General features: G+C 52.0%; 23 protein-coding genes. 13 read left to right on the plus strand and 10 right to left on the minus strand.

Annotated elements, in window-relative coordinates; all coding sequences use genetic code 11:
* Positions 1-415: 415 nt before the first annotated feature.
* The gene (gene bioB / locus HMPREF2907_RS05855; protein WP_070440854.1) at positions 416-1468 is read left to right on the plus strand and encodes a biotin synthase BioB; all 1053 of its coding nucleotides are present in this window, start codon (positions 416-418) and stop codon (positions 1466-1468) included.
* A 365-nt stretch (positions 1469-1833) separates the two neighbouring features.
* Positions 1834-2742: an aromatic amino acid DMT transporter YddG gene (gene yddG / locus HMPREF2907_RS05860; RefSeq protein ID WP_141754412.1), complete on the plus strand. Its 909-nt coding sequence runs from the start codon at positions 1834-1836 to the stop codon at positions 2740-2742.
* Between the two features lie 168 nt (positions 2743-2910).
* On the opposite strand, the gene HMPREF2907_RS05865 is transcribed toward yddG, so the two are convergent.
* The gene (locus HMPREF2907_RS05865) at positions 2911-3954 is read right to left on the minus strand and encodes a sulfate ABC transporter substrate-binding protein (protein ID WP_039406965.1); all 1044 of its coding nucleotides are present in this window, start codon (positions 3952-3954) and stop codon (positions 2911-2913) included.
* A 317-nt stretch (positions 3955-4271) separates the two neighbouring features.
* On the minus strand, positions 4272-4898 hold the full coding sequence (locus HMPREF2907_RS05870; protein WP_083310682.1) for an NAD(P)H-hydrate epimerase: 627 nt from the start codon (positions 4896-4898) through the stop codon (positions 4272-4274).
* A gap of 317 nt (positions 4899-5215) precedes the next feature.
* Here HMPREF2907_RS05870 and HMPREF2907_RS05880 point away from each other — a divergent pair, with 317 nt between their 5' ends.
* The 4 genes from HMPREF2907_RS05880 (at position 5216) to HMPREF2907_RS05890 (ending at position 10689) form a co-directional block, all read left to right on the plus strand.
* Positions 5216-5482, plus strand: a complete 267-nt coding sequence (locus HMPREF2907_RS05880; RefSeq protein WP_003742387.1) for a FeoA family protein — start codon at positions 5216-5218, stop codon at positions 5480-5482.
* 169 nt (positions 5483-5651) lie between these two features.
* Positions 5652-7514 (plus strand): ferrous iron transporter B, encoded by a 1863-nt coding sequence (gene feoB / locus HMPREF2907_RS05885; protein ID WP_070681099.1) that lies wholly within the window; start codon positions 5652-5654, stop codon positions 7512-7514.
* Positions 7514-7642: a FeoB-associated Cys-rich membrane protein gene (locus HMPREF2907_RS11810; protein WP_083310683.1), complete on the plus strand. Its 129-nt coding sequence runs from the start codon at positions 7514-7516 to the stop codon at positions 7640-7642. The genes feoB and HMPREF2907_RS11810 overlap by 1 nt, the downstream gene beginning before the upstream one ends.
* A gap of 116 nt (positions 7643-7758) precedes the next feature.
* On the plus strand, positions 7759-10689 hold the full coding sequence (locus HMPREF2907_RS05890) for a class I SAM-dependent DNA methyltransferase (protein WP_070681258.1): 2931 nt from the start codon (positions 7759-7761) through the stop codon (positions 10687-10689).
* Between the two features lie 309 nt (positions 10690-10998).
* On the opposite strand, the gene mpl is transcribed toward HMPREF2907_RS05890, so the two are convergent.
* Positions 10999-12375 carry a UDP-N-acetylmuramate:L-alanyl-gamma-D-glutamyl-meso-diaminopimelate ligase gene (gene mpl / locus HMPREF2907_RS05895; protein WP_070635835.1) on the minus strand — a complete coding sequence of 459 codons (1377 nt, stop codon included), beginning with the start codon at positions 12373-12375 and terminating at the stop codon, positions 10999-11001.
* 134 nt (positions 12376-12509) lie between these two features.
* On the opposite strand from mpl, the gene HMPREF2907_RS05900 reads away from it, so the two are divergent.
* Positions 12510-13223, plus strand: a complete 714-nt coding sequence (locus tag HMPREF2907_RS05900) for an O-methyltransferase (RefSeq protein ID WP_070681101.1) — start codon at positions 12510-12512, stop codon at positions 13221-13223.
* Between the two features lie 52 nt (positions 13224-13275).
* Here HMPREF2907_RS05900 and HMPREF2907_RS05905 read toward each other — a convergent pair whose 3' ends face one another.
* The 3 genes from HMPREF2907_RS05905 to HMPREF2907_RS05915 form a co-directional block, all read right to left on the minus strand.
* Positions 13276-14802: an ABC transporter permease gene (locus tag HMPREF2907_RS05905; protein ID WP_070681106.1), complete on the minus strand. Its 1527-nt coding sequence runs from the start codon at positions 14800-14802 to the stop codon at positions 13276-13278.
* Between the two features lie 111 nt (positions 14803-14913).
* The gene (locus HMPREF2907_RS05910; RefSeq protein WP_070681109.1) at positions 14914-15666 is read right to left on the minus strand and encodes an alpha/beta fold hydrolase; all 753 of its coding nucleotides are present in this window, start codon (positions 15664-15666) and stop codon (positions 14914-14916) included.
* 144 nt (positions 15667-15810) lie between these two features.
* The gene (locus tag HMPREF2907_RS05915) at positions 15811-16710 is read right to left on the minus strand and encodes an NAD(P)H-hydrate dehydratase (RefSeq protein WP_070681112.1); all 900 of its coding nucleotides are present in this window, start codon (positions 16708-16710) and stop codon (positions 15811-15813) included.
* A gap of 128 nt (positions 16711-16838) precedes the next feature.
* Here HMPREF2907_RS05915 and HMPREF2907_RS05920 point away from each other — a divergent pair, with 128 nt between their 5' ends.
* Positions 16839-17498 carry a cytochrome b/b6 domain-containing protein gene (locus HMPREF2907_RS05920; protein ID WP_070681115.1) on the plus strand — a complete coding sequence of 220 codons (660 nt, stop codon included), beginning with the start codon at positions 16839-16841 and terminating at the stop codon, positions 17496-17498.
* A gap of 60 nt (positions 17499-17558) precedes the next feature.
* Here HMPREF2907_RS05920 and HMPREF2907_RS05925 read toward each other — a convergent pair whose 3' ends face one another.
* Positions 17559-18158 carry an MlaC/ttg2D family ABC transporter substrate-binding protein gene (locus HMPREF2907_RS05925; RefSeq protein WP_070681117.1) on the minus strand — a complete coding sequence of 200 codons (600 nt, stop codon included), beginning with the start codon at positions 18156-18158 and terminating at the stop codon, positions 17559-17561.
* A gap of 127 nt (positions 18159-18285) precedes the next feature.
* Between HMPREF2907_RS05925 and HMPREF2907_RS05930 the strand changes: the two genes are divergently transcribed.
* A complete protein-coding gene (locus tag HMPREF2907_RS05930; RefSeq protein ID WP_070681120.1) occupies positions 18286-18789 on the plus strand; it encodes a DUF1841 family protein in 504 nt (167 codons plus the stop codon).
* A 184-nt stretch (positions 18790-18973) separates the two neighbouring features.
* Here the strand turns inward: HMPREF2907_RS05930 and radC are convergent, their stop codons facing one another.
* Entirely contained in the window at positions 18974-19654 is a 681-nt protein-coding gene (gene radC, locus HMPREF2907_RS05935) for a RadC family protein (protein ID WP_070513609.1), read from the minus strand.
* A gap of 540 nt (positions 19655-20194) precedes the next feature.
* On the opposite strand from radC, the gene HMPREF2907_RS05940 reads away from it, so the two are divergent.
* From HMPREF2907_RS05940 to HMPREF2907_RS05955, 4 genes are all read left to right on the plus strand, one after another.
* A complete protein-coding gene (locus tag HMPREF2907_RS05940; RefSeq protein WP_009312960.1) occupies positions 20195-21319 on the plus strand; it encodes an ABC transporter ATP-binding protein in 1125 nt (374 codons plus the stop codon).
* A gap of 15 nt (positions 21320-21334) precedes the next feature.
* A complete protein-coding gene (locus tag HMPREF2907_RS05945) occupies positions 21335-22300 on the plus strand; it encodes an ABC transporter permease subunit (protein ID WP_003766008.1) in 966 nt (321 codons plus the stop codon).
* Positions 22300-23187 (plus strand): ABC transporter permease subunit, encoded by an 888-nt coding sequence (locus HMPREF2907_RS05950; protein WP_070681123.1) that lies wholly within the window; start codon positions 22300-22302, stop codon positions 23185-23187. Before HMPREF2907_RS05945 ends, HMPREF2907_RS05950 begins: the two co-directional genes overlap by 1 nt.
* Before the next feature lie 127 nt (positions 23188-23314).
* On the plus strand, positions 23315-24610 hold the full coding sequence (locus tag HMPREF2907_RS05955; RefSeq protein ID WP_070681126.1) for an NAD(P)/FAD-dependent oxidoreductase: 1296 nt from the start codon (positions 23315-23317) through the stop codon (positions 24608-24610).
* 333 nt (positions 24611-24943) lie between these two features.
* Here HMPREF2907_RS05955 and HMPREF2907_RS05960 read toward each other — a convergent pair whose 3' ends face one another.
* Both HMPREF2907_RS05960 and yfaE read right to left on the minus strand, forming a co-directional pair.
* Positions 24944-25771, minus strand: coding sequence for an NMB0938 family lipoprotein (locus tag HMPREF2907_RS05960; RefSeq protein ID WP_070681129.1), 828 nt, complete (start codon positions 25769-25771; stop codon positions 24944-24946).
* A gap of 117 nt (positions 25772-25888) precedes the next feature.
* A partial coding sequence (gene yfaE, locus HMPREF2907_RS05965; RefSeq protein ID WP_070681132.1) for a class I ribonucleotide reductase maintenance protein YfaE occupies positions 25889-26185 on the minus strand: 297 nt, incomplete at its 5' end.

The raw sequence follows: 26185 nt of genomic DNA on the forward strand, positions 1-26185 counted from the left end.
GTTAATCCACTATAAAAAGGTCGTCTGAAATTACCGTGTATGTTTCAGACGACCTTTTCCCAATATTCTGAAAATTGGAATGACCAGATAAAAAAATACCTCCTTACCTTGCTTCCGATTATCCATGCTTTATGTGAATTCCGCTGTGGATATATCAAATTAATAATTGATATAAAAGAAGAAAATATCATTGATTAAAAAACAGGCAGATAAAATTCCCAAAAAATAAGCAGAATTTGTCAAGCCTTTGCTGACCGCCGACCAGAATTTTTTTGCCCCCGTTTTTCAAACGCGTTACACTTCCTCCTCGTCTGTTTTCAGACGACGTTTCACTCCAACCATGCCGCTGCCGTCATTGCGCCGGCAGTCAGGCAGTCAGCGTCATTGCGCCGCTGTAAATACGAAAGAACACACTATGACCATCTCTCCCGTCGCCTTGCGCCGTAAGACCGAGCGCAAGCCGCATCCGACCGCGCGTTATTGGAAAAAATGCGATGTCGAAGCCCTGTTCGGACTTCCCTTCCTCGACCTCGTTTACCAAGCCGCTGAAATCCACCGCCAAAATTTCAATCCACGCGAAATCCAGCTTTCCACGCTGTTATCTATCAAAACCGGCGGCTGCCCCGAAGACTGCGCCTACTGCCCGCAATCGGCGCACCACAACACTAATCTGGGCAAAGAGCAGATGATGGATGTGGACGAAATCGTTGAAAAAGCCAAAATCGCCAAATCGCGCGGCGCAAGCCGTTTCTGCATGGGCGCGGCATGGCGCGGCCCCAAACCGAAAGACGTGGAGACGGTTTCCGCAATCATCAAAGCCGTGAAGGGTTTGGGCATGGAAACCTGCGGCACCTTTGGTATGCTCGAAGACGGTATGGCGGAAGACTTCAAAAAAGCAGGTTTGGATTACTACAACCACAACCTCGATACCGACCCCGACCGCTACAACGACATCATCCATACCCGCAAACACGAAGACCGCATGGACACCTTGGGCAAAGTTCGCAACGCCGGTTTGAAAGTCTGCTGCGGCGGCATCGTCGGCATGAACGAGACCCGCGCCGAGCGTGCCGGACTGATTGCCAGCCTCGCCAACCTCGACCCGCAGCCCGAAAGCGTACCGATTAACCAGTTGGTTAAAGTGGAAGGCACGCCGCTTGCCGATGCCGAAGATTTGGACTGGACGGAGTTCGTCCGCACCATCGCCGTGGCGCGGATTACCATGCCGCACAGCTATGTCCGCCTGTCGGCAGGACGCAGCAATATGCCCGAATCCATGCAGGCAATGTGTTTCATGGCGGGCGCGAACTCGATTTTCTACGGCGACAAACTCTTAACCACCGAAAATCCCGACGAAGACGGCGACCGCCTGCTGATGGAAAAGCTGGATTTGTATCCGCTGCAGTTTGAGCTGGAAGAAGAATACGAAGCGGCGCAGGAAACGCCCAAGATTAAGGTCGATTATTAATCCTTCCACAAAAACACAAGGTCGCCTGAAAACGGGTATCAACGTTTCATTTCGTTGAAACAGATTTTCAGACGACCTTTTTTGTAGAGATGAAAATAAGATTCAAGCATTATGCCACCTTGTTTGCCTCCCATCTTTTCCATTATAATTCGCCCTTGAAAAAACCTTCGTTTTTCTGTGGAATCGCTCTCTAAAAAAGAGCAAGTTTTTCCTAGATTCCCGCAAAACGATACAAAGGTCGTCTGAAAGCATCATTCAATGAAGCGATGTTTTCAGACGGCCTTTTTGAACACGCAGACAGGCAGATTCAAACAAAAACATTACCGTCTCTCGCCATTCCATCCGCACTTCCAATACACCGCATCATGTTCCGTATTACCGCCTATCCCATCTCCCCGAAACAGGCCACCTTCATCGGCCTTTTCGCCGTCTGTTTTTGGAGTTCCGTCATCGGGTTAATCCGTACCTTGAGCCTGCACATGGGGGCGGTAGGCGGCGCAGCGGTCATGTACAGCCTTGCCACGATATTGCTGCTGCTGATTTTCGGCAAACCCGATTTGCGCCGCTTCAGCCGGAATTACCTTTTTTGGGCAGGTATCTTTTTTGTCGGCTGCGAATTGTGCCTGTCCCTTTCCATCGGATATGCGGACAACGCCAGACAAACCGTCGAAATCGGCATGGTCAATTATTTATGGCCGACTTTTACCATCATCGGCGCGGTCTGGTTTAACAAACAGCCGGCAAAATGGTGGATCGCCATAGGCTTTGCACTATCCTTCATCGGCATTGCCATTGTCTTGGGCGGGGAAGGCGGATTGTCCCCAGCCCATATTTACCGCAATGTCCTCGCAAATCCCGCAGGCTATATCATGGCGCTCTTGGACGCGCTGTTTTGGGCGGCATATTGCACACTGACCGCGAGGGTTAAGGCGCAGGGTAATGCCGTCGGCTTTTTCTTTTTCCTCGTTTCCTGCGTTCTGTGGGCTAAATATTTTGCAGGCAGCTACGGCAGCCTCAATTTCGATACCGAATCAGTCTTATATGCGCTTGCTGCCGCATCCTGTATGGGTTTGGGCTATGCAGTGTGGAACATCGGCATCTCGCGCGGCAACATGACCGTTTTGGCAGGAGCATCTTATTTTATCCCCGTTTTCTCCGCCCTGATTTCATCCTTCCTGCTCGACGCACCGCCTCCTACGGAATTTTGGCAAGGTGCGGCGATGGTATGCATCGGATCGGCCGTATGCTGGTTGGCAACACAAAAGAAAGCATGACCGCACCTCTAAATCATAGAAATAAGATTTTCGGTTGAGACATATACCGATAAAAGCGTAACCGCCCCCGACCGTATCACATCTCAACACAACGTCGTCTGAAAACCGACATGGCAGGTTTTGCTCAAGCCGGTTTTCAGACGACGTTTTTCTTATCAAAGTACCAACTTATCTTTTGGGCGACAGTTTATCGACCAGACCGCCGTCAGCGAAGAATTTTTTCATGATTTCATCCCATGTACCGAATTTTTCGTTGGGGCTGAAGGTTTCGATTTCGGGGAAATCTGCTTTGTGTGCGGCGAAGACTTCGGCATTGCGCGGACGCAGGTAGAGTTTGGCGGCAAGCTCCTGCGCGGGTTTGCTCCATAGATATTCCAAATATTCCTTAGCGGCTTCCTGCGTACCTTTCTTGTCGGCAACGCTGTCCACAACGGCAACAGGGGTTTCAGACAGAATGGTATAGCTCGGATAAACGATTTCAAACTGATCTTGGGTCAGTTTTTTACTGACGTGATTCGCCTCGTTTTCAAAGGTAACCAAAACGTCGCCGATATTGCGCTGACTGAATGTTGTCGTGGCGGCACGTCCGCCGTTTTCAAACACAGGCGTGTTTTTCAGGACGGAAGCGGCAAATTCCTGCGCTTTGGCTTCATCGCCGTTGTTGGCTTTCAAACCGTAAGCGTATGCGCCAAGGAAAGCATAGCGGCCATTGCCGGAAGTTTTCGGGTTGGCGAGTACGATTTTGACACCGTCTTTCGCTAAGTCGTTCCAGTCTTTGATTTGTTTGGGATTGCCTTTGCGGACAAGGAAAACGGTTACGCTGGTATAGGGAACGGCATTATCCGGCAGACGTTTTGCCCAATCGGGTTTAATCAGCCCTTTTTGAGCCAACAAATCGATGTCGGAAGTCTGGTTCATGGTAACGACATCCGCCGCCAGGCCGTTGGCAACAGACAATGCCTGCTTGCTGGAACCGCCGTGCGACTGTTGAATGTCTATGTCTGCGCCCTTGTGTTTGCTTTGATATTCTTTGACAAACAAAGGGTTGTATTCCTTATAAAAATCTCGTGCCACATCATAAGAAACATTCAACAGTTTGACACCTTTGCCGTCTGCCGCAGGAGAAGACGGTGAAGCGGTGTTTTGTTCAGATTGCGGCGAGCATGCCGCTAAAACGGCGGCGGCGAAAAGGGCGGTTGTGCGGACAGTCATTTTGTTCTCCAAATATTTGACAGGCACACTTTATACCGACGTTTCAGACGACGGAAATAATGTTTGCTTTCGGGTTTAGCGATTTTGGTTATAAACCCCAAACTTCGGCCAATGCCCGATGATTTCATATCGATTGGGAATTTAAAGCACTCGGAAGTTTTTCTGCACGATATACTTTCCGATCGTATCGGCTTCTTCCATATTGCAGGACTTTATTCCATATCCAATCTCAAAAACAACGTCGTCTGAAAACAGGCACAGCAGACTTTGCTAAAGCCATATTTTCAGACGACGTTTTATCTAAACCCAGAAGAGGGCTACTCTATCCCAATATCCAAACACACGGTTTCGCCGCAATATGCTTTGCCTGCTTCAGTCATATGCGCGGGTTTGTAGGCGGCGAAGGTGTAGGTCAGGTCGGCGCGGAAGGTGTCTTCGTCTGCTTCGCCTGTATCGCAGTTCAGCCCGGTCGGAACGTCTAACGCAATTTTGAAGCCGTCGGCTTGGTTCAGCAGGCGACAGACGGAGGCGGCCGTTTCGGGCAATGCGCCGCTGAAGCCTGTTCCGAAAATGCCTTCGATAACGAGACCGTAACCTGTTTTCAGCCGACCTTCCAGTTCGTCGGATCGGATAAAGCTGACGCCGTCTAAATGATTCAAAAGCTCGCGATTCAACTGCGCCAGCGGCGACAGTTTATCTCCCAAGACGAAAACAACATCCGCCTGCCAATCATGTTCGGACAACACGCGCGTGATGACCAGACCGTCGCCGCCGTTGTTGCCCTTGCCGCAAACGATTAACGCGCGTCCTGCTTTGGGGAAACGGCGCAGCAAATCCGCGGCGGCGGCCTGTCCCGCGTTTTCCATCAGTTGCTCGAAAGTCGTGCCTTTATCGACTGCCATTTGCTCGTGTTCGCGCATTTCTGCGGCGGTGTAGATTTTCATCATTCGCTCCTTTTCTCTTTACTGCCTATCAAACATCCAAATGCAAACCTTATCAATAGCCCTTCCCGACTTTCACAACAAATCATTCGCTTTCTTTGATTTGTCGCAATATGTCGTCTGAAAATAAGGAACTTGGTCGCTTTGTATTTGATTTTTATGTTAACAAGATTTATTATCATAATAAAACAAAGTGATAAACAATCAAAACTACTTCTTTTGCGGGGACGGGCGTTGGGATATGCCTCTGCCTACCCTGTGTCTGATTCGTCCTTACTTGCCGTCTCTTTTTTCAATCGACAACGAAAGTAAAACACACTATGTCTGCCATACCTTTGTCAAAACTCAGTAAAGGCGCAGTCGCGCACATCGACTCCATCGTCCCCAATTCGACTTTCGGCGAACTCGACCCGCTGGTTACACGCCGCCTCGCCGATTTGGGCTTTTCAAGCGGAATGCCGTTGCAGGTGATTGCCGTCGGCGGATTCGGACGCGGTCCGTTTGCCGTGCGTTTGGGCAACCAGTCGCAATTCTCGTTGCGGCAGGAAGAAGCAGGAAAGATTATGTGTCATGTGATTGACGGCTGACCGCTGTACAGACAGGCGGGCTTCATGTTCTGAAAATGCGGCAAAGGCGGATTGAACCTGACCGCCCTATCCTTTTCAGACGACCCGGGTCGTCTGAAAGCGCCGTTTCAAAGCCTTTCCCCAATCCAACGCCAAACTCATCACACAATCAAACAAGGAGAATAAATAAATGGAACTAAGCTATTTTGCCTTGATTGGCGCGCCAAACTGCGGCAAAACCGTTTTGTTCAACGGTTTGACCGGCGCACATGCCAAGGTTGCCAATTATCCGGGCGTAACGGTCGATAAGCGCGAGGGCGCCTTACTTGACGACAAGGCCGTTCGCATTATCGACCTGCCGGGCACATACAGCCTGCGCACGACCAGCCCCGACGAAGCGGTGGCGAAAGATGTCGCCGTAGGCAAGCTGGGCATTCCGCCCGACGCCATCATTGCCGTTGCCGACGCGACCAACCTGCGTATGACCCTGCGCATGATTTTGGAACTGAAAACGCTGGGACTGCCTATGGTGGTGTCGCTGAACATGAGCGACGTTGCCCGCAGAAGGGGCTTGAATATTGATGCGGCCAAACTGAGCGAGTTGTTGGATGCACCTGTTTTGGAAACAGTTGCCGTGAGCGCGTCGGGCGTACAGGCCGTGCGCGAAGCCGTGGCGAAGCTGCCGCGTAAACGCTCTTTCCCCGCCAACCCCGCTTCTGCCGAACGCACGCTCGAGGCGCTGGAGAGCGACAAACTTTATCAAGAAGTCGAATCGATTTTGGCACAGGTGGTGCGCACGGAAATGACGCTGCCCGCATGGCACAAAAAACTCGACGACATCGTGCTGCACCCCGTCTGGGGCATAATTATGCTGCTGTTTATCCTGTTTATGGTGTTCCAAGCGGTTTACACTTGGGCGGCACCGATTATGGAAGCCATCGAAGGCGGCTTTGCCGCGCTGGGCGAATGGATAGGCACCAACATGGAGCCGGGCATCCTCAGCGACTTGCTCGTCAACGGCGTCATTGCCGGTTTGGGCAGCGTGTTGGTGTTCGTGCCGCAGATTACGATTTTGTTCGCCTTCATCCTGCTTTTGGAAGACTCAGGCTACCTGCCGCGTGCGGCGTTTCTGCTGGATAACGTGATGGCGAAAAGCGGCCTGTCCGGACGCTCATTCATCCCGCTCCTGTCGAGTTTCGCCTGTGCCGTTCCCGCCGTTATGTCGGCGCGTACGATTAATGACCCGCGCGAACGCCTCGTTACCATCGCCGTCGCCCCGCTGCTGACCTGCTCCGCGCGGCTGCCCGTTTACGCGCTGATTATCGCCGCCGTCATTCCTAATCGCACCGTAGGCGGGATTTTCAACCTGCAAGGACTGACGCTGTTCATCCTCTATCTCGCAGGCATCCTGTCTGCCGCCTTGGCAGCGTATATCATGAAACGCTTGGCGCGTATGAAAGGCAACGTGCAGCAATTCCCGCTCTTGATGGAGCTGCCGACTTTCCGCACACCCAACTTCAAACACATCATGACCAGCCTGTGGGACAGGGTAAAAGCCTTCCTCAAACGCGCCGGTACGATTATCTTCGCCCTTGCCGTAGTTTTGTGGGGCTTGGTAAGCTGGCCGCAACCGCCCGCAGGTGCAACAGGCGCGGCAATCGACTACAGCTTGGCGGGTATGCTCGGCCACGCTATCCAACCATTGTTCGCCCCGCTGGGCTTCACTTGGGAAATGTGTATCGCCATGATTCCGGGCATTGCCGCGCGTGAAGTCGTCGTTGCCGCACTGGGTACGGTCTATGCCGTCAGCGCGTCGTCTGAAGACGCCGTACAAAACGCACTGATTCCGATTGTGCACAACAACTGGGGCCTGCCGACCGCCTTCGCCTTCCTGGCTTGGTATGTGTACGCCCCGATGTGTGCCGCGACTTTGGCAGTCATCAAACGCGAAACCAAATCCACAAAAAATATGGTGATGATTACAGGCTATTTGTTCCTGATGGCTTACCTTGCCGCATTTGCGGTTTACCAAATTACTTCGAGGATACTGTGATGACTCAATATATTATCGTCGGCATCATCATGCTTGCCTGTCTGTTTTTCCTCTTACGAAAATTCGTGTTCAAACCGAAAAAACGCGACTGCAGCAGCGGCTGCGGCAAATGCGGCGGTTGCGGCTGAGTATGAATAGCTAGAAAGAAGAAAGGTCGTCTGAAATGGTTTCAGACGACCTTTTTAACGCAAACCGTTATAATAACGCCCTATCCATTTCCACAATACATTCATTGCATAAAGTCATGAAAACCTTGCTCCAACTCCAAACCGCCGCCCAAAATTTCGCCGACTACTACAAAAACCAAACCGACGAACGCCGTGAAAAAGACACCTTTTGGAATGAATTTTTCGCCATTTTCGGCATAGACCGCAAAAATGTCGCCCACTTCGAATACGCCGTTAAAGACCCGAGCAACAACACCCAATTTGTCGATGTCTTTTGGGAAGGCATCTTCCTGGCAGAACACAAATCCGCCAACAAAAACCTGGCAAAAGCCAAAGAGCAGGCGGAGCGTTATTTGCAGGAAATCGAGCGCACCAAGCCGTCTGCCTTACCTGAATATTACGCCGTCAGCGATTTTGCCCATTTCCACCTTTACCGCCGCGTGCCTGAAGAAGGCGTGGAAAACCAATGGCAATTCCCGCTGGAAGCATTGCCCGAATACATCACGCGCGGCGTTTTCGACTTTATGTTCGGCATTGAAGCCAAAGTCCGCCAAATTCAAGAAGAAGCCAACATTCAAGCGGCGGCGGCCATCGGCAGGCTGCACGATGCCTTGCAGGAAGAAGGCATTTACGAAGAACACGAACTCAGGCTCTTCATCACGCGCCTGCTTTTCCTCTTTTTTGCCGACGACAGCGCCGTTTTCCAACGCAACTACCTCTTTCAAGACTTTTTAGAAGGCTGCAAAGAAGCCGACACGCTCGGCGACAAGCTCAACCAACTCTTTGAATTTCTCAACACACCCGATCAAAAGCGCAGCAAGACCCAAAGCGAAAAATTTAAAGGTTTCGAATACGTCAACGGCGGCCTTTTCAAAGAACGCCTGCGCACCTTTGACTTCACCGCCAAGCAGCACCGCGCCTTAATCGACTGCGGCAATTTCGACTGGCGCAACATCAGCCCCGAAATCTTCGGCACGCTCTTCCAATCCGTCATGGACGCGCAAGAGCGGCGCGAAGCGGGCGCACACTACACCGAAGCCGCCAACATCGACAAAGTCATCAACGGCCTTTTTTTAGAAAACCTACGCGCCGAATTTGAAGCCGTCAAAGCCCTCAAACGCGACAAAGCCAAAAAACTCGCCGCCTTCTACCAAAAAATCCAAAATCTGCAATTCCTCGACCCGGCCTGCGGCTGCGGCAACTTCCTGATCGTTGCCTACGACCGCATCCGCGCCCTTGAAGACGACATCATCGCCGAAGCGCTCAAAGACAGAGCAGGCGGACTGTTCGACAGCCCGTCCGTCCAATGTCGTCTGAAACAATTCCACGGCATCGAAATTGACGAATTTGCCGTCCTTATCGCCCGTACCGCCATGTGGCTCAAAAACCACCAATGCAACATCCGCACGCAAATCCGCTTCGACGGCGAAGTCGCCTGCCATACGCTGCCGCTCGAAGACGCCGCCGAAATCATCCACGCCAACAGCCTTCGGACACCTTGGCAGGCGGCGGACTACATCTTCGGCAATCCGCCCTTTATCGGCTCGACTTACCAAACCAAAGAGCAGAAAAACGACCTAGAAAGCATCTGCGGCCATATCAAAGGCTACGGCCTGTTGGATTACGTCTGCAACTGGTACGTCAGAGCTGCCGGTATCATGGCGCAGAATCCCCGCATCCGTACGGCATTCGTCTCCACCAATTCCATCTGCCAAGGCCAGCAGGTCGAAATCCTTTGGGGCAGCCTTTTGAACCAAGGCATCGAAATCAACTTTGCCCACCGTACCTTCCAATGGACGAGCCAAGCCGCAGGCAAAGCCGCCGTCCATTGCATCATCGTCTGCTTCAGCCGCAAACCGCAAACGTCGTCTGAAAACGGCGGCGCAAACGCTTCGGAAAATCCCGCTCTGCCCAAATACCTCTACGACTATCCCGACATCAAAGGCGAACCCCAAAAACACGCCGTAGCCAACATCAATCCTTATCTGATTGATGCGCCCGATTTGATTATTACCAAGCGCAAAACCCAAATCAGTGGAGAAATTGAAATGGTTAGTGGCGGCAAACCTACCGAAGGCGGCAACCTCATACTTTCTACCGATGAAAAAGAAGCCTTGATTGCTACCGAACCATTGGCGGCAAACTACATACGTGCCTTCTCGATGGGTAACGAATTTCTTAATGGTATCGAACGTTGGTGCATTTGGTTTCACGGCGTACCTGATGTCAAACGCAACCATGACTTGAAACAGATGCCCAAAGTCCAAGCCCGTATTCAGGCAGTCAAAGCCATGCGTGAGGCTAGTAAAGATAAGCAAACTCAAAAAGATGCTATGACTCCCTGGCTTTTCCAGCAATTACGCAATATTTCAGACGGCAATTACCTTGCCATCCCTAAAGTATCTTCTGAAAATCGCCGTTTCATTCCCATCGGTTATTTGGATTCTCGAACTATTGCCGGGGATAAGCTCTTCATGTTACCCAATGCTACCCTTTACCACTTCGGTATTCTCTGCTCCACTATGCACAATGCCTTTATGCGCACTGTTTCAGGTCGTCTGAAAAGCGATTACAGCTATTCCAGTTTAATTGTGTACAACAACTTTCCCTTCCCCGAAAGCTGCCGTAAACCCGACGATGGCGAAACCGTCCTTCAGGAAACCACGGGCAAAAAAGGCAAAAAGCCGAGGTCGTCTGAAAACACCTCCCTACGCGCCGCCATCGAATCTGCCGCCCAAGCCATTCTCGACATTCGCGAGAAATACCGCGCCGATGCGCTTGCTGACAATCTGCCTCCCCCTACGCTTGCCGAACTCTATGCGCCCGACGCAGGCTATCCCGACCTCGCCAAAGCCCACGCCGCCCTCGACAAAGCTGTCGATAAAGCCTACGGCTACAAAAAAGGCAAAAACACCGACGACGAGGCAGAACGCGTCGCCTTCCTGTTTGACCTATACCGAAAGGCAATAGAAAGCGAAAACGCCAAGCCGCCCAAAAAATCCAAATAAAGGCAAACGGCAAACCCGGCCGGATTTACAGCCAAACCCGCCCCGCCGGAAATATAGTGGATTAAATTTAAATCAGGACAAGGCGACGAAGCCGCAGACAGTACAGATAGTACGGAACCGATTCACTTGGTGCTTCAGCACCTTAGAGAATCGTTCTCTTTGAGCTAAGGCGAGGCAACGCCGTACCGGTTTAAAGTTAATCCACTATATCGGGTCTGCCCCATCCCATTCCTTCACCACAAAAAGGTCGTCTGAAAACCAAACTCCGGTTTTCAGACGACCTCAATCATTCCAAACTTTCAACCGACCTTATTTCAAGGCTTCCAGCAGCTTCCCGTGTATCCCGCCGAAACCGCCGTTGCTCATCACCAAAATATGGTCGCCTGCTTCGGCATGTTTCACGATTTCGGCAACGAAGGCATCAAAGTCTTGTCCGACGTGCAGCTTTCCGCCCAAAGGCGCGAGGGCTTCGGCGACGTCCCAGTCCACGCCGCCGGCGTAGCAGAATACTTGGTCGGCACCTTTGAGGCTTTCGGGCAGGGCGGCTTTCATGGTGCCGAGTTTCATGGTGTTGGAACGCGGCTCAAGGACGGCGAGAATGCGGGCGTTTCCGACGCGCTGACGCAGGCCTTCGATGGTGGTTTCGATGGCGGTCGGATGGTGGGCGAAGTCGTCGTAAACGGTGATGCCGTTCACCGTGCCTTTGATTTCCATGCGGCGTTTGACGTTTTTAAACGCGCTCAAGGCTTCGCAGGCCGTCTGAATATCGACTCCGGCATGGCGCGCGGCGGCGATGACGGCGAGCGCGTTCATGCGGTTGTGTCCGCCCATCAAATCCCATGCGACGTGTCCGGCTTTTTTGCCGTCAAGCAACACGTCGAACGAGCCGTCGGTATTGACTTCGCCGACCTGCCAGCCATGTTCGATGCCGAATTTTTCCACCGGCGTCCAGCAGCCTTTGTCGAGAGTGTCTTGCAGGCTTTGCTGCTGTCCGTTGCAGACGATTAAGCCTTCGGACGGCACGGTGCGCACGAGGTGGTGGAACTGGGTCTGTATCGCGCCTAAGTCGGCGAAGATGTCGGCGTGGTCGAATTCCAGATTGTTCAACACGGCGGTACGCGGACGGTAATGTACGAATTTGGAGCGTTTGTCGAAAAAGGCAGTGTCGTATTCGTCGGCTTCGATGACGAAAAACGGCGATTTGCTGTTCGGATCTTGGCGCGGCGTTTGCGGCAGGCGGGCGGAAACGCTGAAGTTTTCCGGTACGCCGCCGATGAGGAAGCCCGGCGCAAGTCCGGCATATTCCAAGACCCATGCGAGCATGGACGCGGTGGTCGTTTTGCCGTGCGTCCCCGCCACGCCGAGTACCCAATGATGATGCAACACGTTTTCCGACAGCCATTGCGGGCCGGAAATATAAGGCAGGCCGCGGTTCAAAATTGCTTCAACCACATCCATTCCGCGCTTGGCGACATTGCCGATCACGTAAACGTCGGCTTTAAATTCGTCCAACTGCGCGGCATCGAAGCCTTCGTGTACGTCTATGCCCAAGGCTTCGAGCTGGGTGCTCATCGGCGGATACATCTTCGCGTCGCAACCGCTGACTTTAAACCCCGCTTCTTTGGCAATGGCGGCCACCCCGCCCATAAACGTGCCGCCGATACCGATAATGTGGATGTGTTTCATGATAAGACCGTCTTTTGAATGAAATAATGGGAAAGCCGCCATTATAACGGAGTTTGGACGGAGGGGTCGTCTGAAAAGCGAAGCTGTGGCAAGATGGACAATATAGAAGATTTGAACTGAACAGGAGAAAGCCCATGCCCAAGCTGACACCCCAAATGTTCGCTTTTCTGCAAGCGCCTCAAGCCGAAGCCGTCTTGCTGCGGCTCTACACCCAAGCCTTAAAGCAAAACAGGCAGATGTTTTTTCATTTTCTGCCCAAGATTTTCAAGCTGTTGGGCAAAGGGCTGGATTGGACGGGGGAAAACGAAAGTTTTTACGAAGACAAATACATCCCCATCGCACCGCAACAAGGCAAGTTTTTGTATATGCAGGCTTTGGCATCGGGAGCAAAAAACATTGTCGAATTCGGGACTTCCTACGGCATTTCGACGCTGTATCTTGCCGCAGCCGCCAGAGTCAACGGAGGGCGCGTCATCACTTGCGAATATCTGCCGCACAAAGCCGCAGCGGCGAGAAAACATTTTCAAGAAGCCGGTTTGGCAGACTATATCGAGCTTCGCGAAGGCGATGCGCTGGAAACCTTAAAAGACTTAGCCATCCGCCCCGATTTCGTCTTACTCGACGGCTGGCCGGATTTGGTATTCCCCGTATTCAAGCTGCTGGAACCCAATCTTGCCGACCGCGCGGTCATCGCTGTGGATGATGTGGAAGGCTTTTCACCTGCCATGCAGGATTATCTCGATTACGTCCGCCGTCCTGAAAACGGTTATATTTCATCCACGCTAAAACCTTACAAAGCGTTGGAATATACGGTCAAAACAGGCAACCATACCGAAAAGGTCGTCTGAAAACCGGTTTTACCAAGATGAAACCGCCTTTTCAGACGACCTTCAATATGATTCAGTCCTCGTCCTTTCCGTCCAACAGCAAAAACACCATCGTCGCAAACAGCATCAGTACCGCCGTCAACACCATCGCCCTCGAATAATTGTCCGCCCCCGCCCTACCCAGATAGGCGTAAATCAGGGTGGTCAGCGTCTGCCATTCGGGACGTGCCAAAAACAGCGTTGCCGCAAACTCGCCGACGCAGGTTGCCGCCGCCAAAGTCAGCCCGCGCCTGAAAGCAGGTTTCAGCAATGGGGCGGTGATGTAAAAGGTCGTCTGAAAACGGTTTGCCCCCATAGTCCTCGCCGCCTCGCCATAGCCTTGCGGCAACGCATCCCACGCCGCCAAAACATCTTTGGCAACAAACGGATACGCCAACAGCGCATAAGCGGCAATCAAAAGCGGCAGCGATGCCGTCCATTGCGGATACAGCAGCAGCACGCCGAACGCCACACAGACCGGCGACACCATAAACGGCAAAAATACCGCCCCCCTCACCCACGCCGCGCGCCTTGCCAAGCAGGCATACGACACGCCCAATACCGCAGCGGCAGCGACCGCCGCCGCCGAAAAACGAACGGTGTTCCAAAGCGCCGCCAGCGTTTCGCCCTCGAGCAATACCCGCCAAGACCCTCCGGCAAGGACAGCCTGCCGGACAACCGCAAGCAGGGGCATCAGGCAGCACACACACAACACCGACAATACCGCCGCGACCATCAGCCGTTCCGCCGCTGTTTCGGGCTTGCGCGGGCGCGGTGCGGCGTGTGCCTTATCCGCATCCGTCCGACGGCTCAACCGCGCATACAGCAACCCCGCCGCCGCGGTAATCCCCAACACCAGCCATACCAAGACGGAAGCCTGCGCCATATCCAATTCATACGCAATCAGCCGGTAAATCTCCACTTCCACCGTCGCATAGCGGTCGCCGCCCAACAGCAAAGCCAGTCCGAACCCCGAAAAACAATACAGGAAAACCAAACACAAACCGCCTGCCAACCACGGGCGCAATACCGGCCATTCCACCCTTAAAAACCGCTGCCAAGCCCCCGCCCCCAAAGCCTGCGCCGTTTGCAGGCGCGCCTCGGGAACCTGCAAAAATCCCTGATACGCCGCGCGCACCAAAACCGGCAGGTTGAAAAACACATTGCCGTAGATCAACAGGTACGGCGTATCCTGCCAGCCCGCCCAAACGGCACCGTTTGTGCCGAATAAAGCCAACACGCCCATCCCCGCCACCAAAGTCGGCATCACGAAAGGCAGCATCAACAGCCTCAACACCAAAGCGCGTCCCCGAAAATCCAAACGCGCCAATACCCACGCCGCAGGCACGCCCAAAATCCCCGCTAGCACGCAGGTTGCCAAAGCCTGAAACACCGTCCATAAGATAAGGTGCTGCATATAGTCATCGCGCAACACCCCGCCCCATGCACTCTCATCGTAAAAAGCCAGCGCAACCAAAGGCGCGACGACCATCACGATAAGGAAGCCCAAAGGCAGCAGCGCGAGCAGTAAAGTGGAACTGAAAGAGCGGATGGAAGACATGGTTTGATGCTGTATGAAAATTAAAAAAATATAGGATTAAGTCGTCTGAAAAACGGTTTCAGCAAACCCGCCAAGCTGCTTTCAGACGACCTCTTTATCCAATACGGACTTTTACAATGCCTGAAACGCCTGTACTGCCGCCCAAATTATTTCAGGCTGCTCTTTAATCGCTTCATGAACGGCAAACGGCACATTCATCAGATGCACATAAGGCAATTCGGTTTTCAGTTCTACCCAATCATCGAAGGCAAGCAGAAAATCGGCTTCTCCGCGTATTGCCAAGACATTAGCTGCGATTTCACGGACGCTTTCGTTGGGATAACCGCTTGCGCTTTCATCCAGCCACATGGCTTTCAATGCCGCAATCCATTTTTCGGCATCGGGTTCGGGATTGGCTGCCTGATAAGCGGCAAGCTGTTCCGACAGTTTTTCTTTTACAATATTAAGGTTCAGCGCTTCAAACATCGACCGTACGCGATTCAAGTGTTTTTGATGCCACTCTGCACCTACCGTGATGATTTTCTCAACATTTTCATCTTCCGCACCAAGACGGTAAGCCGTTATTCCGCCGTCGCTAAATCCGAACAGGCTGTATTTTCCCACGCTTTCACTGCGCAGGATTTGGCGCACATCATCGGCGGCTTGGGCATAGGTCAGTGAGGCTGTGCCGAGCGTAGAGCGCCCGTGTCCGCGCGTATCGACGGCAATCACGCGGTAGTTTTGCAATAAACGCGGCAGCAGCGATTCAAAATCGCTAATCGAGCCAAAACCGCCGTGAAGCAAGACCATGACGGAGGCGGCTTCCTTACCGCCGATTTGGTAGTGCAGGCTTGCACCTTGATGGTTAAAAAATTTGGACTGCATGGTTTACCTTTTCAATCTATCCGGAGTATCTGCATAGGAAACATCAAAAAGCTTTTGGATTCCAACACAGATATTGAACATTTGCAAAGGGTCGTCTGAAAACGGCTTAGGAGCTGTATCTCCGTTTTCAGACGACCTCTTTCTTTAAACTTTTGTGTTCTCGATCATCAGCCGATTCCTCAACCATCTGGCGGTAGGTGCGATTTCGCCTGCCAGCATACCGGCTTCCACGCCTGTCGAGTGTTTGATGACATCCGCCGCCGCGCCGTGCAGCCATACGCCGGCGCATGCGGCTTGGAACGGCGGGATGCCTTGCGCGAGCAGGCTGCCGATGATGCCGCTTAAAACGTCGCCGCTGCCTGCGGTGGCAAGTCCGGCGTTGCCGCTTGGGTTGGTATAGACCATGCCGTCGGGTGCGGCGACCAGTGTGCGGTGTCCTTTTAAGACGGTTACGACTTGGAACGTTGCGCTGATGGTTTGGACGGCGGACATTCTGTCTTGCTGGACGGCTTGGGTGGATGTACCGAGCAGGCGGGCGGCTTCGGCGGGATGCGGGGTCAGAACCAGATGGCTGCGTTTTTGTGCGGCTTCGCGGGTTTCGGGATGCGACCTTGCCAGCAAAGTCAGTGCGTCGGCATCAAGCAGCAGCGGCGCGTCCTGATTTTGCGTCAACACGGTATTTAAGATTGAGTCGGCAGTTTCGTCCAAACCCATGCCGCAGCCGACCGCCCATGCGCTGATATCCTTGCGTTTCAGCAGGTCTTCGGCAGTCGCCAGCATGATTTCGGGGCGTTCGGGGATGACGGCAAAGGGCAAGGCGGTTTGATTGAAGCCCGCCCACACTTTTCCGCTGCCTTGATAAATCGCGGCGGTGGAAGCGAGAACAACGGCTCCGCTCATGCCCGATGCGCCGCCGACGACGGCGAGAGTGCCGTATGTCCCTTTGTGCGATTCCGCTTGGCGTGGGGCGAATACGTCGGGAAATTGCGAGGTCGTCTGAAAAAAATCGGGCGTATCGGGGAGCTTATAGGACGGGTTCATCATCAATCTGCCTGAGTTTGGGATAAAATAGCGGATGCGTGGCGAAAAGAGGATGTCTTTTATCGACTGTTGTTTTCACGATTCTACCGCCCCGTATAGGAACACTACAACCGCACAACAAGGAATATTTAATGAAACAAAAAGTCAAAGTCTGGGATTTGCCAACGCGCCTGTTTCACTGGCTCTTGGTCTTGTCGGTCGGATTTATGTGGTACAGCGCGCAGGCAGGCGGCGGGATGCTGGTTTGGCACTTGCGCTGCGGGCTGCTGGTGGCGGGGCTGATTGTCTTCCGCCTGTGTTGGGGCTTGTGGGGCAGCGATACGGCGCGGTTTTCGCAATTCGTGCGCGGCCCGTCGTCCATCCGCCGCTACCTGCAAGGCAGCCTGACGGAAAACGAACAGCCCGGACACAACCCTTTGGGCGCGCTGATGGTCATTGCGCTGATTGCGGCGGTTTTGCTGCAAGCGACGACGGGCTTGTTTGCCGCCGATGAAAACACGTTTACCGACAGCGGCTATCTGAACCATCTGGTCAGCTCGGACACGGGCAGCCTGATGCGCAAAATCCACGTCAATTTCTTCAATCTGCTGGCGGCATTGGCAGGTCTGCACGTCATCACGGTTTTGGCGTATAAGTTTTTGAAGAAAAAAGATTTGATCCACCCGATGATCAGCGGCTACAAGTATATCGAGGGGCAAACCGTTACCTTGAAATTTGCTTCCGCCGCCAAACTGATTGCCGCATTGGCAGTGGCGGCTGTGGCGGTGGCTGCGATTTTGATGTTGAAATAACAATTTAAACAAATAGAAAAAGGTCGTCTGAAACTTTCAGACGACCTTTTTACATTGGATTTATTGCTTTTTCAGCCCTTTGGCTTTGACGGTCGCAATGGTGCCGTCTATGCCTTTTTGCTTGATAAGTTCGCCGAACTGGTTGCGGTAAACCGTTACCAGGCTCGTTCCGTCCACGCGGATGTTGTAGATTTTATAGACAGGGCCGACCTTATAAAGCTGGTAGGCCACTTCGTATTTCGTCCCTTTTTTGGTGTGCAGTTCAGAAAATACGTCGAACTTATTGCCGTTGACCGTCATTTTCGGCAACAGCCTTACCTGCGCATCCGCCGCGCCGATTAAGGCGGAATGCGAATACATGGCTATAATCATCTCTTTAAAAGCGCGGATAAATTCCGTTTTCTGAGTGGCGGAGAATTCACGCCAAGGCGCGCCGACCGCCAAAGCGGAAATGCGTTCGTAATCCAGATAACGGTCTGCATACTGCTCGATCTGCTTGACCTTTTGCGCCTCGCTCAAAGAGCCGTTGCGCGCAATTTTCAAAACTGCATCCATATTCTGCTGCATCTGAGCCTGTGCGGGGTGTGTTTCAGCCGCCACATAAGGCGCGGCAACCACCATCGGGACAGATAATACAAAAGCGGACAAATAAGGGTTCATCATTATTCCATAAGATAAGAAGCAAAGCTGCATTTTAAAACGCCCTGAGGCATAAACCGTTAATCAAATGTAAAAGCAGGAAAGATAACTATATAATCGCCCTATCCGAATTTCTGAAATTCCCGCCATGTACGATGTCAACACACACGATGTCCGCCGATTTTTCGCCCATGTCTGGCAACAACGCCTCACCCCCCTGCAACTGGACGGCCTGCAACAAAAAGCCCTGCGGATTATCGAAGCCCATCCCGAATACGCCCGCTATCTCGAAAATATCGAAGACTATCTGGACAAAACCTGGACGCCAGAAGACGGCGAAACCAATCCCTTCCTGCATATGTCGCTGCATCTCTCCCTGCAAGAACAAGCAGCCATCGACCAGCCGCCCGGCATCCGCGCCATACACGGTCAACTCTGCGCGCGCTATGGCGGCGATTGGGTACGTGCCGAACACGATATGATGGATGCGCTGGCAGAAACCATATGGGAAGCGCAACGCTACGGACGCGGCTTGGATGTCAACGCCTATATGACTCGGTTGCGAAAACTGGTCGGACTGGGGCAGGAAGAAACCGCCCGCATCAATCCGCACGAAGTCGGCGTGTCCGGCATCATCAGCGAAAGGGCTTGAATTCATCTAGTTTCACCTAGTTTCCAGTTTATAGAAAAGAATTTTCAGACGACCCTTCATGCCCGTTTAGTTCAAAATATCGGCTACCTTACATATCTATCACACTAAAATCAGTAAAGAGGTCGTCTGAAATCCGTTTTCAGACGACCTTATCTTAACCTTTACCCCGCCCGGCAATATCACTTTACCCTTCCATATACCCCTGTTCCCGCATAGAGCAGACTTCTTTCGCCGTAACAATGAAATGATCCAAAAGCGAGACATCAACCAATGCCAAAGCCTGTTTCAGACGACCTGTGAATGCAATATCTGATTGCGAAGGCGTAGCCGAACCGCCGGGATGATTGTGCGCGATAATCAGGCTGTCAGCGTATTCGTCTAATGCGAGCTTGACGATTTCCCTGATATAGACGGTATTTTCCGCCACCGTTCCGCGCGAGAGTTCGCGCATGGCAATCAGCCTGTTTTGGCGGTTGAGCAAAAGCGCGGTGCTGACTTCTATCTTTTCATGCCCCAAATGCAGGCGCAGATAATCGGCAACGGCTTTCGGGCTGGAAAGCGTGATGTTTTCCTGTAAATCCTCACCCAAAATCCGCCTGCCGATTTCTTTAACGACGGCAAACTGGGTAAAACTCGCCAAACCCATGCCCTTGTATGCGGAAAGTGTTTTAGCGTCGGCGCTCATCAGTTTGCCCAAGCTGCCAAACTCGTTCAGCAGATAACGCGCCAAATCCACTGCGCTCATCCCGCGCGTCCCCACCCGCAGCAAAATCGCCAGCAGCTCAGCATCGCTCAATGCACCCGCGCCGCGTGCCAATAATTTTTCACGCGGCCGCTCGCCTTCAGGCCACTGTTTGATACTCATGCTTTACCCCTTGCGTGAACATTCACGAAAAAAATTTGTTTGAGAATCTGCTTGTTATTACACTGTTTACAACGAATGCCTATCAAGCAACTATTGTAAATATTTCATATTTTATTATATTTCGAATGAATATTTAAAATATAGGCATAATATTCATATAAATTAATTGCATAAAAACAACGCGCTCAACTTCGCTTGTGAAAGCGATTGCCTTTCCTTATTCTCCCGTATGGATTGACCGCAGATTCAATCTAACAGGTTTCAAAATGTCCCGTTTAAATCAAATCCGCGGGAAATCAGCCCCTTCGGGCAATTTCGTATTGCCCCTGCGTGCCATAGGCTAATATAATAGCGAGTTCGGCGGAGGCGGTTTATCCTTGGATTTCCATCCGTTTCCCATCCATGCTGCCCGTGCGCTTCACAAGAGTTTCAGACGACGTTTCGACGTTGCGACTCCCGCCAGCAATCAAACAGCTTTTTATCACCCTTTCGAAAATCCGTTTTGCCGGTACTCGTCATTTTTATTGGAGTATTGCCATTATGACCGCAACCACTGCGTCTTCAGCCAAACCTTATCTTAAAATCCAAGGCTTGGTGAAAAAGTTTGGTGACAATTACGCTGTCGATAACATCGACTTGGATATTTATCAACATGAAATCTTTGCCCTTTTGGGCAGCTCCGGCAGCGGCAAATCCACGCTGCTGCGTATGCTGGCGGGCATGGAAAGCCCTAATCAGGGCAAAATCATTCTGGACGGTCAAGACATTACCAAACTTGCCCCCTATGAGCGCCCCATCAATATGATGTTTCAAAGCTATGCCCTGTTCCCGCACATGACTGTGGAACAGAACATTGCCTTCGGTCTGAAACAAGACAAAATGCCCAAAGATGAAATCGCTGCGCGCGTGGAAGAAATGCTGCGTCTGGTGCAGATGACCAAATACGCCAAGCGCAAACCGCATCAATTATCCGGCGGCCAGCAACAGCGTATCGCTTTGGCACGCAGCTTGGCAAAGCGTCCGAAAATCCTGCTGCTTGACGAACCTCTCGGCGCGTTGGACAAAAAACTGCGCCAACAAACCCAGCTCGAATTGGTCAACACGCTGGAACAAGTCGGCGTAACCTGCATCATGGTCACGCACGACCAAGAAGAAGCGATGACGATGGCGACCCGCATCGCCATTATGTCTGACGGTCAGTTGCAACAGGTCGGTACACCCAGCGACGTGTACGACTACCCCAACAGCCGCTTTACCGCCGAATTCATCGGCGAGACCAATATTTTTGGCGGCGTCGTGATTGACGACCATGCCGATTATGCCGTCATCGAATGCGAAGGTTTGGAAAACCATGTCCGCATCGACCACGGTTTGGGCGGCCCGAGCGAACAAGACATTTGGGTCAGCATTCGTCCCGAAGACATTGATTTGTACAAAGAAAAACCCGACCACTTGGGCAGCTTCAACTGGGCAAAAGGCACGGTAGAAGAAATCGCCTACTTGGGCAGCTTCGCGATTTACCACATCAAACTCGCCAACGGCCGCGTCGTCAAAAGCCAAGTTCCCGCACCTTATTGGTACGTGCGCAACATCACGCCGCCGACTTGGGACGAAACCGTCTATATCAGCTGGCCGGAAAACCAACCGACTCCGTTGTTCCGTTGATTTAAGGGGAATGAGATGAACCTTAAAAAACTGAAAAACAAACTGTTCCGCCGCCCGGGTCAGCGCGCGGTCATTGCCGTGCCGTATATTTGGCTTTTGGTGCTGTTTCTGATTCCGTTCGCCATCGTGCTGAAAATCAGCTTTGCCGAACAAGAAATCGCCATTCCGCCGTTTACGCCGCTGACCAGCGTCGATGAAGATTTAGGTCGTCTGAACATCGCCATCAGTTATCAAAACTATGCCGATATCTTCCAAAATTTTTGGAATACCCTGAATCCGTTTGGCGACAGCGAAAACAGCAATATCTATCTGATGACCTACTGGTCTTCGATTAAGACTGCGCTGACGACGACCATCATTTGTCTGCTGATTGGTTATCCGACCGCCTATGCGATTTCGCGCGCCAATCCCGCTATGCGCAACGGTCTGCTGCTTGCCATCATGCTGCCTTTCTGGACTTCCTTCCTGTTGCGCGTCTACGCATGGATGGGACTGCTGGGACACAACGGCATCATCAACAATTTCCTGCTCAAAATGCAGATTATCGAAGAGCCTTTAGACCTGTTTTACAACGCGTTCTCGCTGAACTTAGTCATGGTTTATGCCTATCTGCCGTTTATGATTCTGCCGCTTTACACGCAACTGGTGAAACTCGACAACCGCCTGCTCGAAGCGGCTTCTGATTTGGGCGCAGGACCGATTAAATCGTTCTTCACCATTACCCTGCCCCTGTCTAAAACCGGCATCATCGCAGGCTCCATGCTGGTTTTCGTACCCGCAGTCGGTGAATTTGTGATTCCCGAGCTGGTCGGCGGTTCGGAAAACCTGATGATCGGTAAAGTTTTGTGGCAGGCGTTCTTCGATCAAAACAACTGGCCGTTGGCTTCCGCCGTCGCCGTCGTCATGGTCGCACTGCTGGTCGTACCGATTGCACTGTTCCAGCATTATGAAAACCGCGAATTAGAGGAAGGATCCAAATAATGCAGAAATCCCGATTATCCTGGTTCCTGAAACTGATGCTGATGCTGTCGCTGGCGTTTCTGTATATTCCGCTGGTCGTCTTGGTCATCTATTCGTTCAACGAATCCAAGCTGGTTACTGTTTGGGGCGGCTTTTCGACCAAGTGGTACAGCGCATTGCTGGAAAACGACACCATCTTGGAAGCCGCTTGGCTGTCGCTGCGCATTGCCGCCGCATCCTCGCTTGCAGCCGTCGTTTTGGGCACGCTGGCAGGTTACGCGATGGCGCGCATCAAACGCTTCCGCGGCAGCACCTTGTTTGCCGGTATGATTTCCGCGCCTATGGTTATGCCTGACGTGATTACCGGTCTGTCCATGCTCCTGCTGATTATTCAGGTGCAAATGTTCCTGCAAGGTAGCGAATTGCTGCAAAACCTGTACTTCGACCGCGGTTTCTTCACCATTTTTCTCGGGCATACGACGCTTTGTATGGCATACATCACCGTCGTCATCCGTTCGCGTCTGGTGGAGCTGGACCAATCGCTCGAAGAGGCCGCAATGGACTTAGGTGCGCGTCCGCTGAAAATCTTTTTCGTCATCACCCTGCCCTTGATTGCCCCTGCCATCGCTTCAGGCTTCCTGCTCGGCATTACCCTGTCGCTGGATGATTTGGTGATTACCTCCTTCCTGTCCGGTCCCGGTTCTTCCACATTGCCGCAGGTGATTTTCTCCAAAATCAAACTGGGTCTCGACCCGCAGATGAATGTGTTGGCAACCATCCTGATCGGCATCATCGGTACGCTGGTCATCGTCATCAATTACTGGATGATGCGCCAAACAACCAAACGTGATCGGGAAGCCGCCGAAGCCTACCGTCAGGAAAAGCTTGCCGCAGAAAAAGCGAATTGACCCAATCAGACAGGCTGACCGCATCAATGCAAGGTCAGCCTGTTTTCTTCACACAACCCGTTTAACCCACTTTTCAGACGACCCTCAACTCCCAAAGGTCGTCTGAAACCACACAAAGCATTACCCTATGATTCATCCCAATTTCAAAGAATACCTTCCCTCCTATTATTTCAGCACCATCAATCCCCACGCCGCTTATCCCAAGCTTGAAGGTCGTCTGAAAACCGAGACCTGCGTTATCGGCGGAGGATTGACAGGACTTTGCACCGCCCTTCCCCTTGCCGAAAACGGACGCGAAGTAACCGTACTCGAAGCCGCCCGCATCGGCTTCGGCGCATCAGGGCGCAGCGGCGGGCAAGTCATCAGCGATTACGCCTGCGGTATGGAAGAAATCGAAAAACAAGTCGGCTTGGAACAAGCCCGCTGGTTTTGGCAGCAATCCCTGCAAGCCGTCGAACTCGTTGACGAACGAGTTAAAAAACATCAAATCTCCTGCGACTGGCAGCGCGGCTATGCTACCGTCGCCATCCGCCCGCAGCATTGGGAAGAATTACAACAATGGCATGAACACGCCCGACAACATTACGGCGCTACCCATTACCAACTCTGGGATAAAGCCACGCTCAAGCAACAACTTGCCAGCGATATGTACTTGGGCGCACAGTTCGACCCCCATTCCGGCCACCTCCATCCGCTCAACTACACCCTGGGCATCGCCCGCGCCGCCGCAGAAGCAGGCGCGCAGATTTTCGAACAGTCCCCGATGACCCGTATCGAACCCTATCAAGGCGGCTGGCTCGTCCATACCCCGGACGGCAGCATCGAATGCCAAAACCTCGTGTATGCCGTCAACACCTACGCCGGTTTGCATCAAAAATTCAAGCCGTTGGAAAAAAAAGCCATCGCCGTCAGCACCTTCATCATCGCCACCGAACCGCTGGGCGAACGCGCCAAAGAGCTCATCCGCAACAACATGGCTGTCTGCGACAACCGCCACGTCCTCGACTACTACCGCCTCAGTTCCGATGGCCGCCTGCTCTTCGGCGGCAAAGACAACGAGTTCATCGACGATCCCGACCGCATGACCGAGCTTGTCCGCCAAGACATGCTCAAAGTCTTCCCCCAGCTTGCCGATGTCAAAATCGAACATTCCTGGGGCGGCGAATGCGATATCACCGCCAACCTCGCCCCCCACTTCGGCAGACTCGCGCCCAATGTTTACTATGCCCAAGGCTACTCGGGACACGGCATGGCGATTACCGGCATAGCAGGCCTTGCCATCGCCGAAGCCATCATGGGTGACGATGGTCGTCTGAAACCGTTTGAAAAACTCAAACACCCGAGTATCATTACCCAACCTTTCCTGCGCAAACTCGGCTCCTTCCTCGGTTCGAAATATTACCAATGGAAAGACAGCCGTTAAGCATTTGGTTAAGCTCGAACACATCAACAAAAGGTTGTCTGAAAACCCGATTCAGGTTTCAGACGACCTTTTCGATATTGAATAGAAGGCTTCCAATCAAACTGCTATCGCATCAAATGCTCAACGAACGCTCGATGATTTTATAGTGGATTAAATTTAAATCAGGACAAGGCGACGAAGCCGCAGACAGTACAGATAGTACGGTACCGATTCACTTGGTGCTTCAGCACCTTAGAGAATCGTTCTCTTTGAGCTAAGGCGAGGCAACGCCGTACTGGTTTAAAGTTTAATCCACTATAGATTCCTACCCTCTCCGTTTGTGCTCCAAACCCATCACATCAAATGAATCTCGCTTGCCGGATTGGAAACATTTTCATATACGGTAATCGAAACAATTTTCCCGCTTTCGTCAAACACAATTTCCAAATAAGGCTTATCAGGGCTGCGGTCTCGGTTGAAAAGGCGGAATACCCTTTGCGCCTCAAAAATCTTCCCGCGCGCTTTCAAATATTCGGGCAGCTGGCTGATGTTTTGAAAACTGCCGCCAAACCCGCCACCATGTTTCTTAAGATATTCCGGCGTTCCTCCTATACCGAAATTACGCGTTATCCTCAGCGGCTGATTCGAACCTTGGCTTTTATGATCGCCTGTTGATAAAACCAACGTATCCCGTTGCCTGAGTGCTTTCATTTCTTGTACCACCGGTTCTACCGCCTGCTGATTATAGCTCCGCTCCCCTTTTACCATCTGATCAATAGCCTCTATCACTTTATCAACGTTTTTAGGATCATTCGGATCAATATCAGGGAACAGTGCCTGCTCCAGCGGGTCATCTCCGCCGGGAATGCCCCAAATCGCCGCCAATTCTTTAGGGCTGCGTTCAAACAAACAACTGGAATCGATATTCTCGGCAACCTGACGGACAAAATCATCAATGCCTTCAATCTGATGCAGGTTGGTACAATTTGAAGAAGGTGCGCTTTCTACTTTGTTTATGTCCGTTTCTACGGTCTTATCATTTGTATTGGATTTCTCGGAAACAGAAGATAAAGGTGCAGAAACGACAGATTCTTTTACCTTATCCTGTTTGTCAGGAGAGCAAGCCGCCAATAAGACGGCGAGGGATAATAAGAAAAATTGGGATGTATTGTTTTGGATCATTTTAATTTTATGTTTCCAGTAATGTGTATTTAAAAAACGAAAATCAGTCAGTTGATAGATTCAAATAAAAACACTCATATCCCTATTCGAATCCACTACCAATCTAATCAATTAAAGTTATTCCTGCTCATCAAACAAGCCGACATCGAACAAATCTGGTTCACTCACCCGCCCACGGCAATCAACCTTAATGTCTTCATTTACCCGACAGCAACACGGCAGAATCTCGCCGGGCGCGACAAAGGCCAGCGGGAAATCGTCGTATGACACCCTGCCGTCTAATATTTTGACGCGGCAGGAACCGCAATAACCGCTGCGGCACTGGTACTCGACCTCGTGGCCGGTGCGCTCCAAGCCCTCCAATAAGGTTTCGCCCTCTTGAAGCTCGAAGGTTTTATCGTGTGTGCTGATGAG

It is taken from the genome of Neisseria sp. HMSC055H02, assembly GCF_001813335.1.
Lineage (GTDB): Bacteria > Pseudomonadota > Gammaproteobacteria > Burkholderiales > Neisseriaceae > Neisseria > Neisseria sicca_C.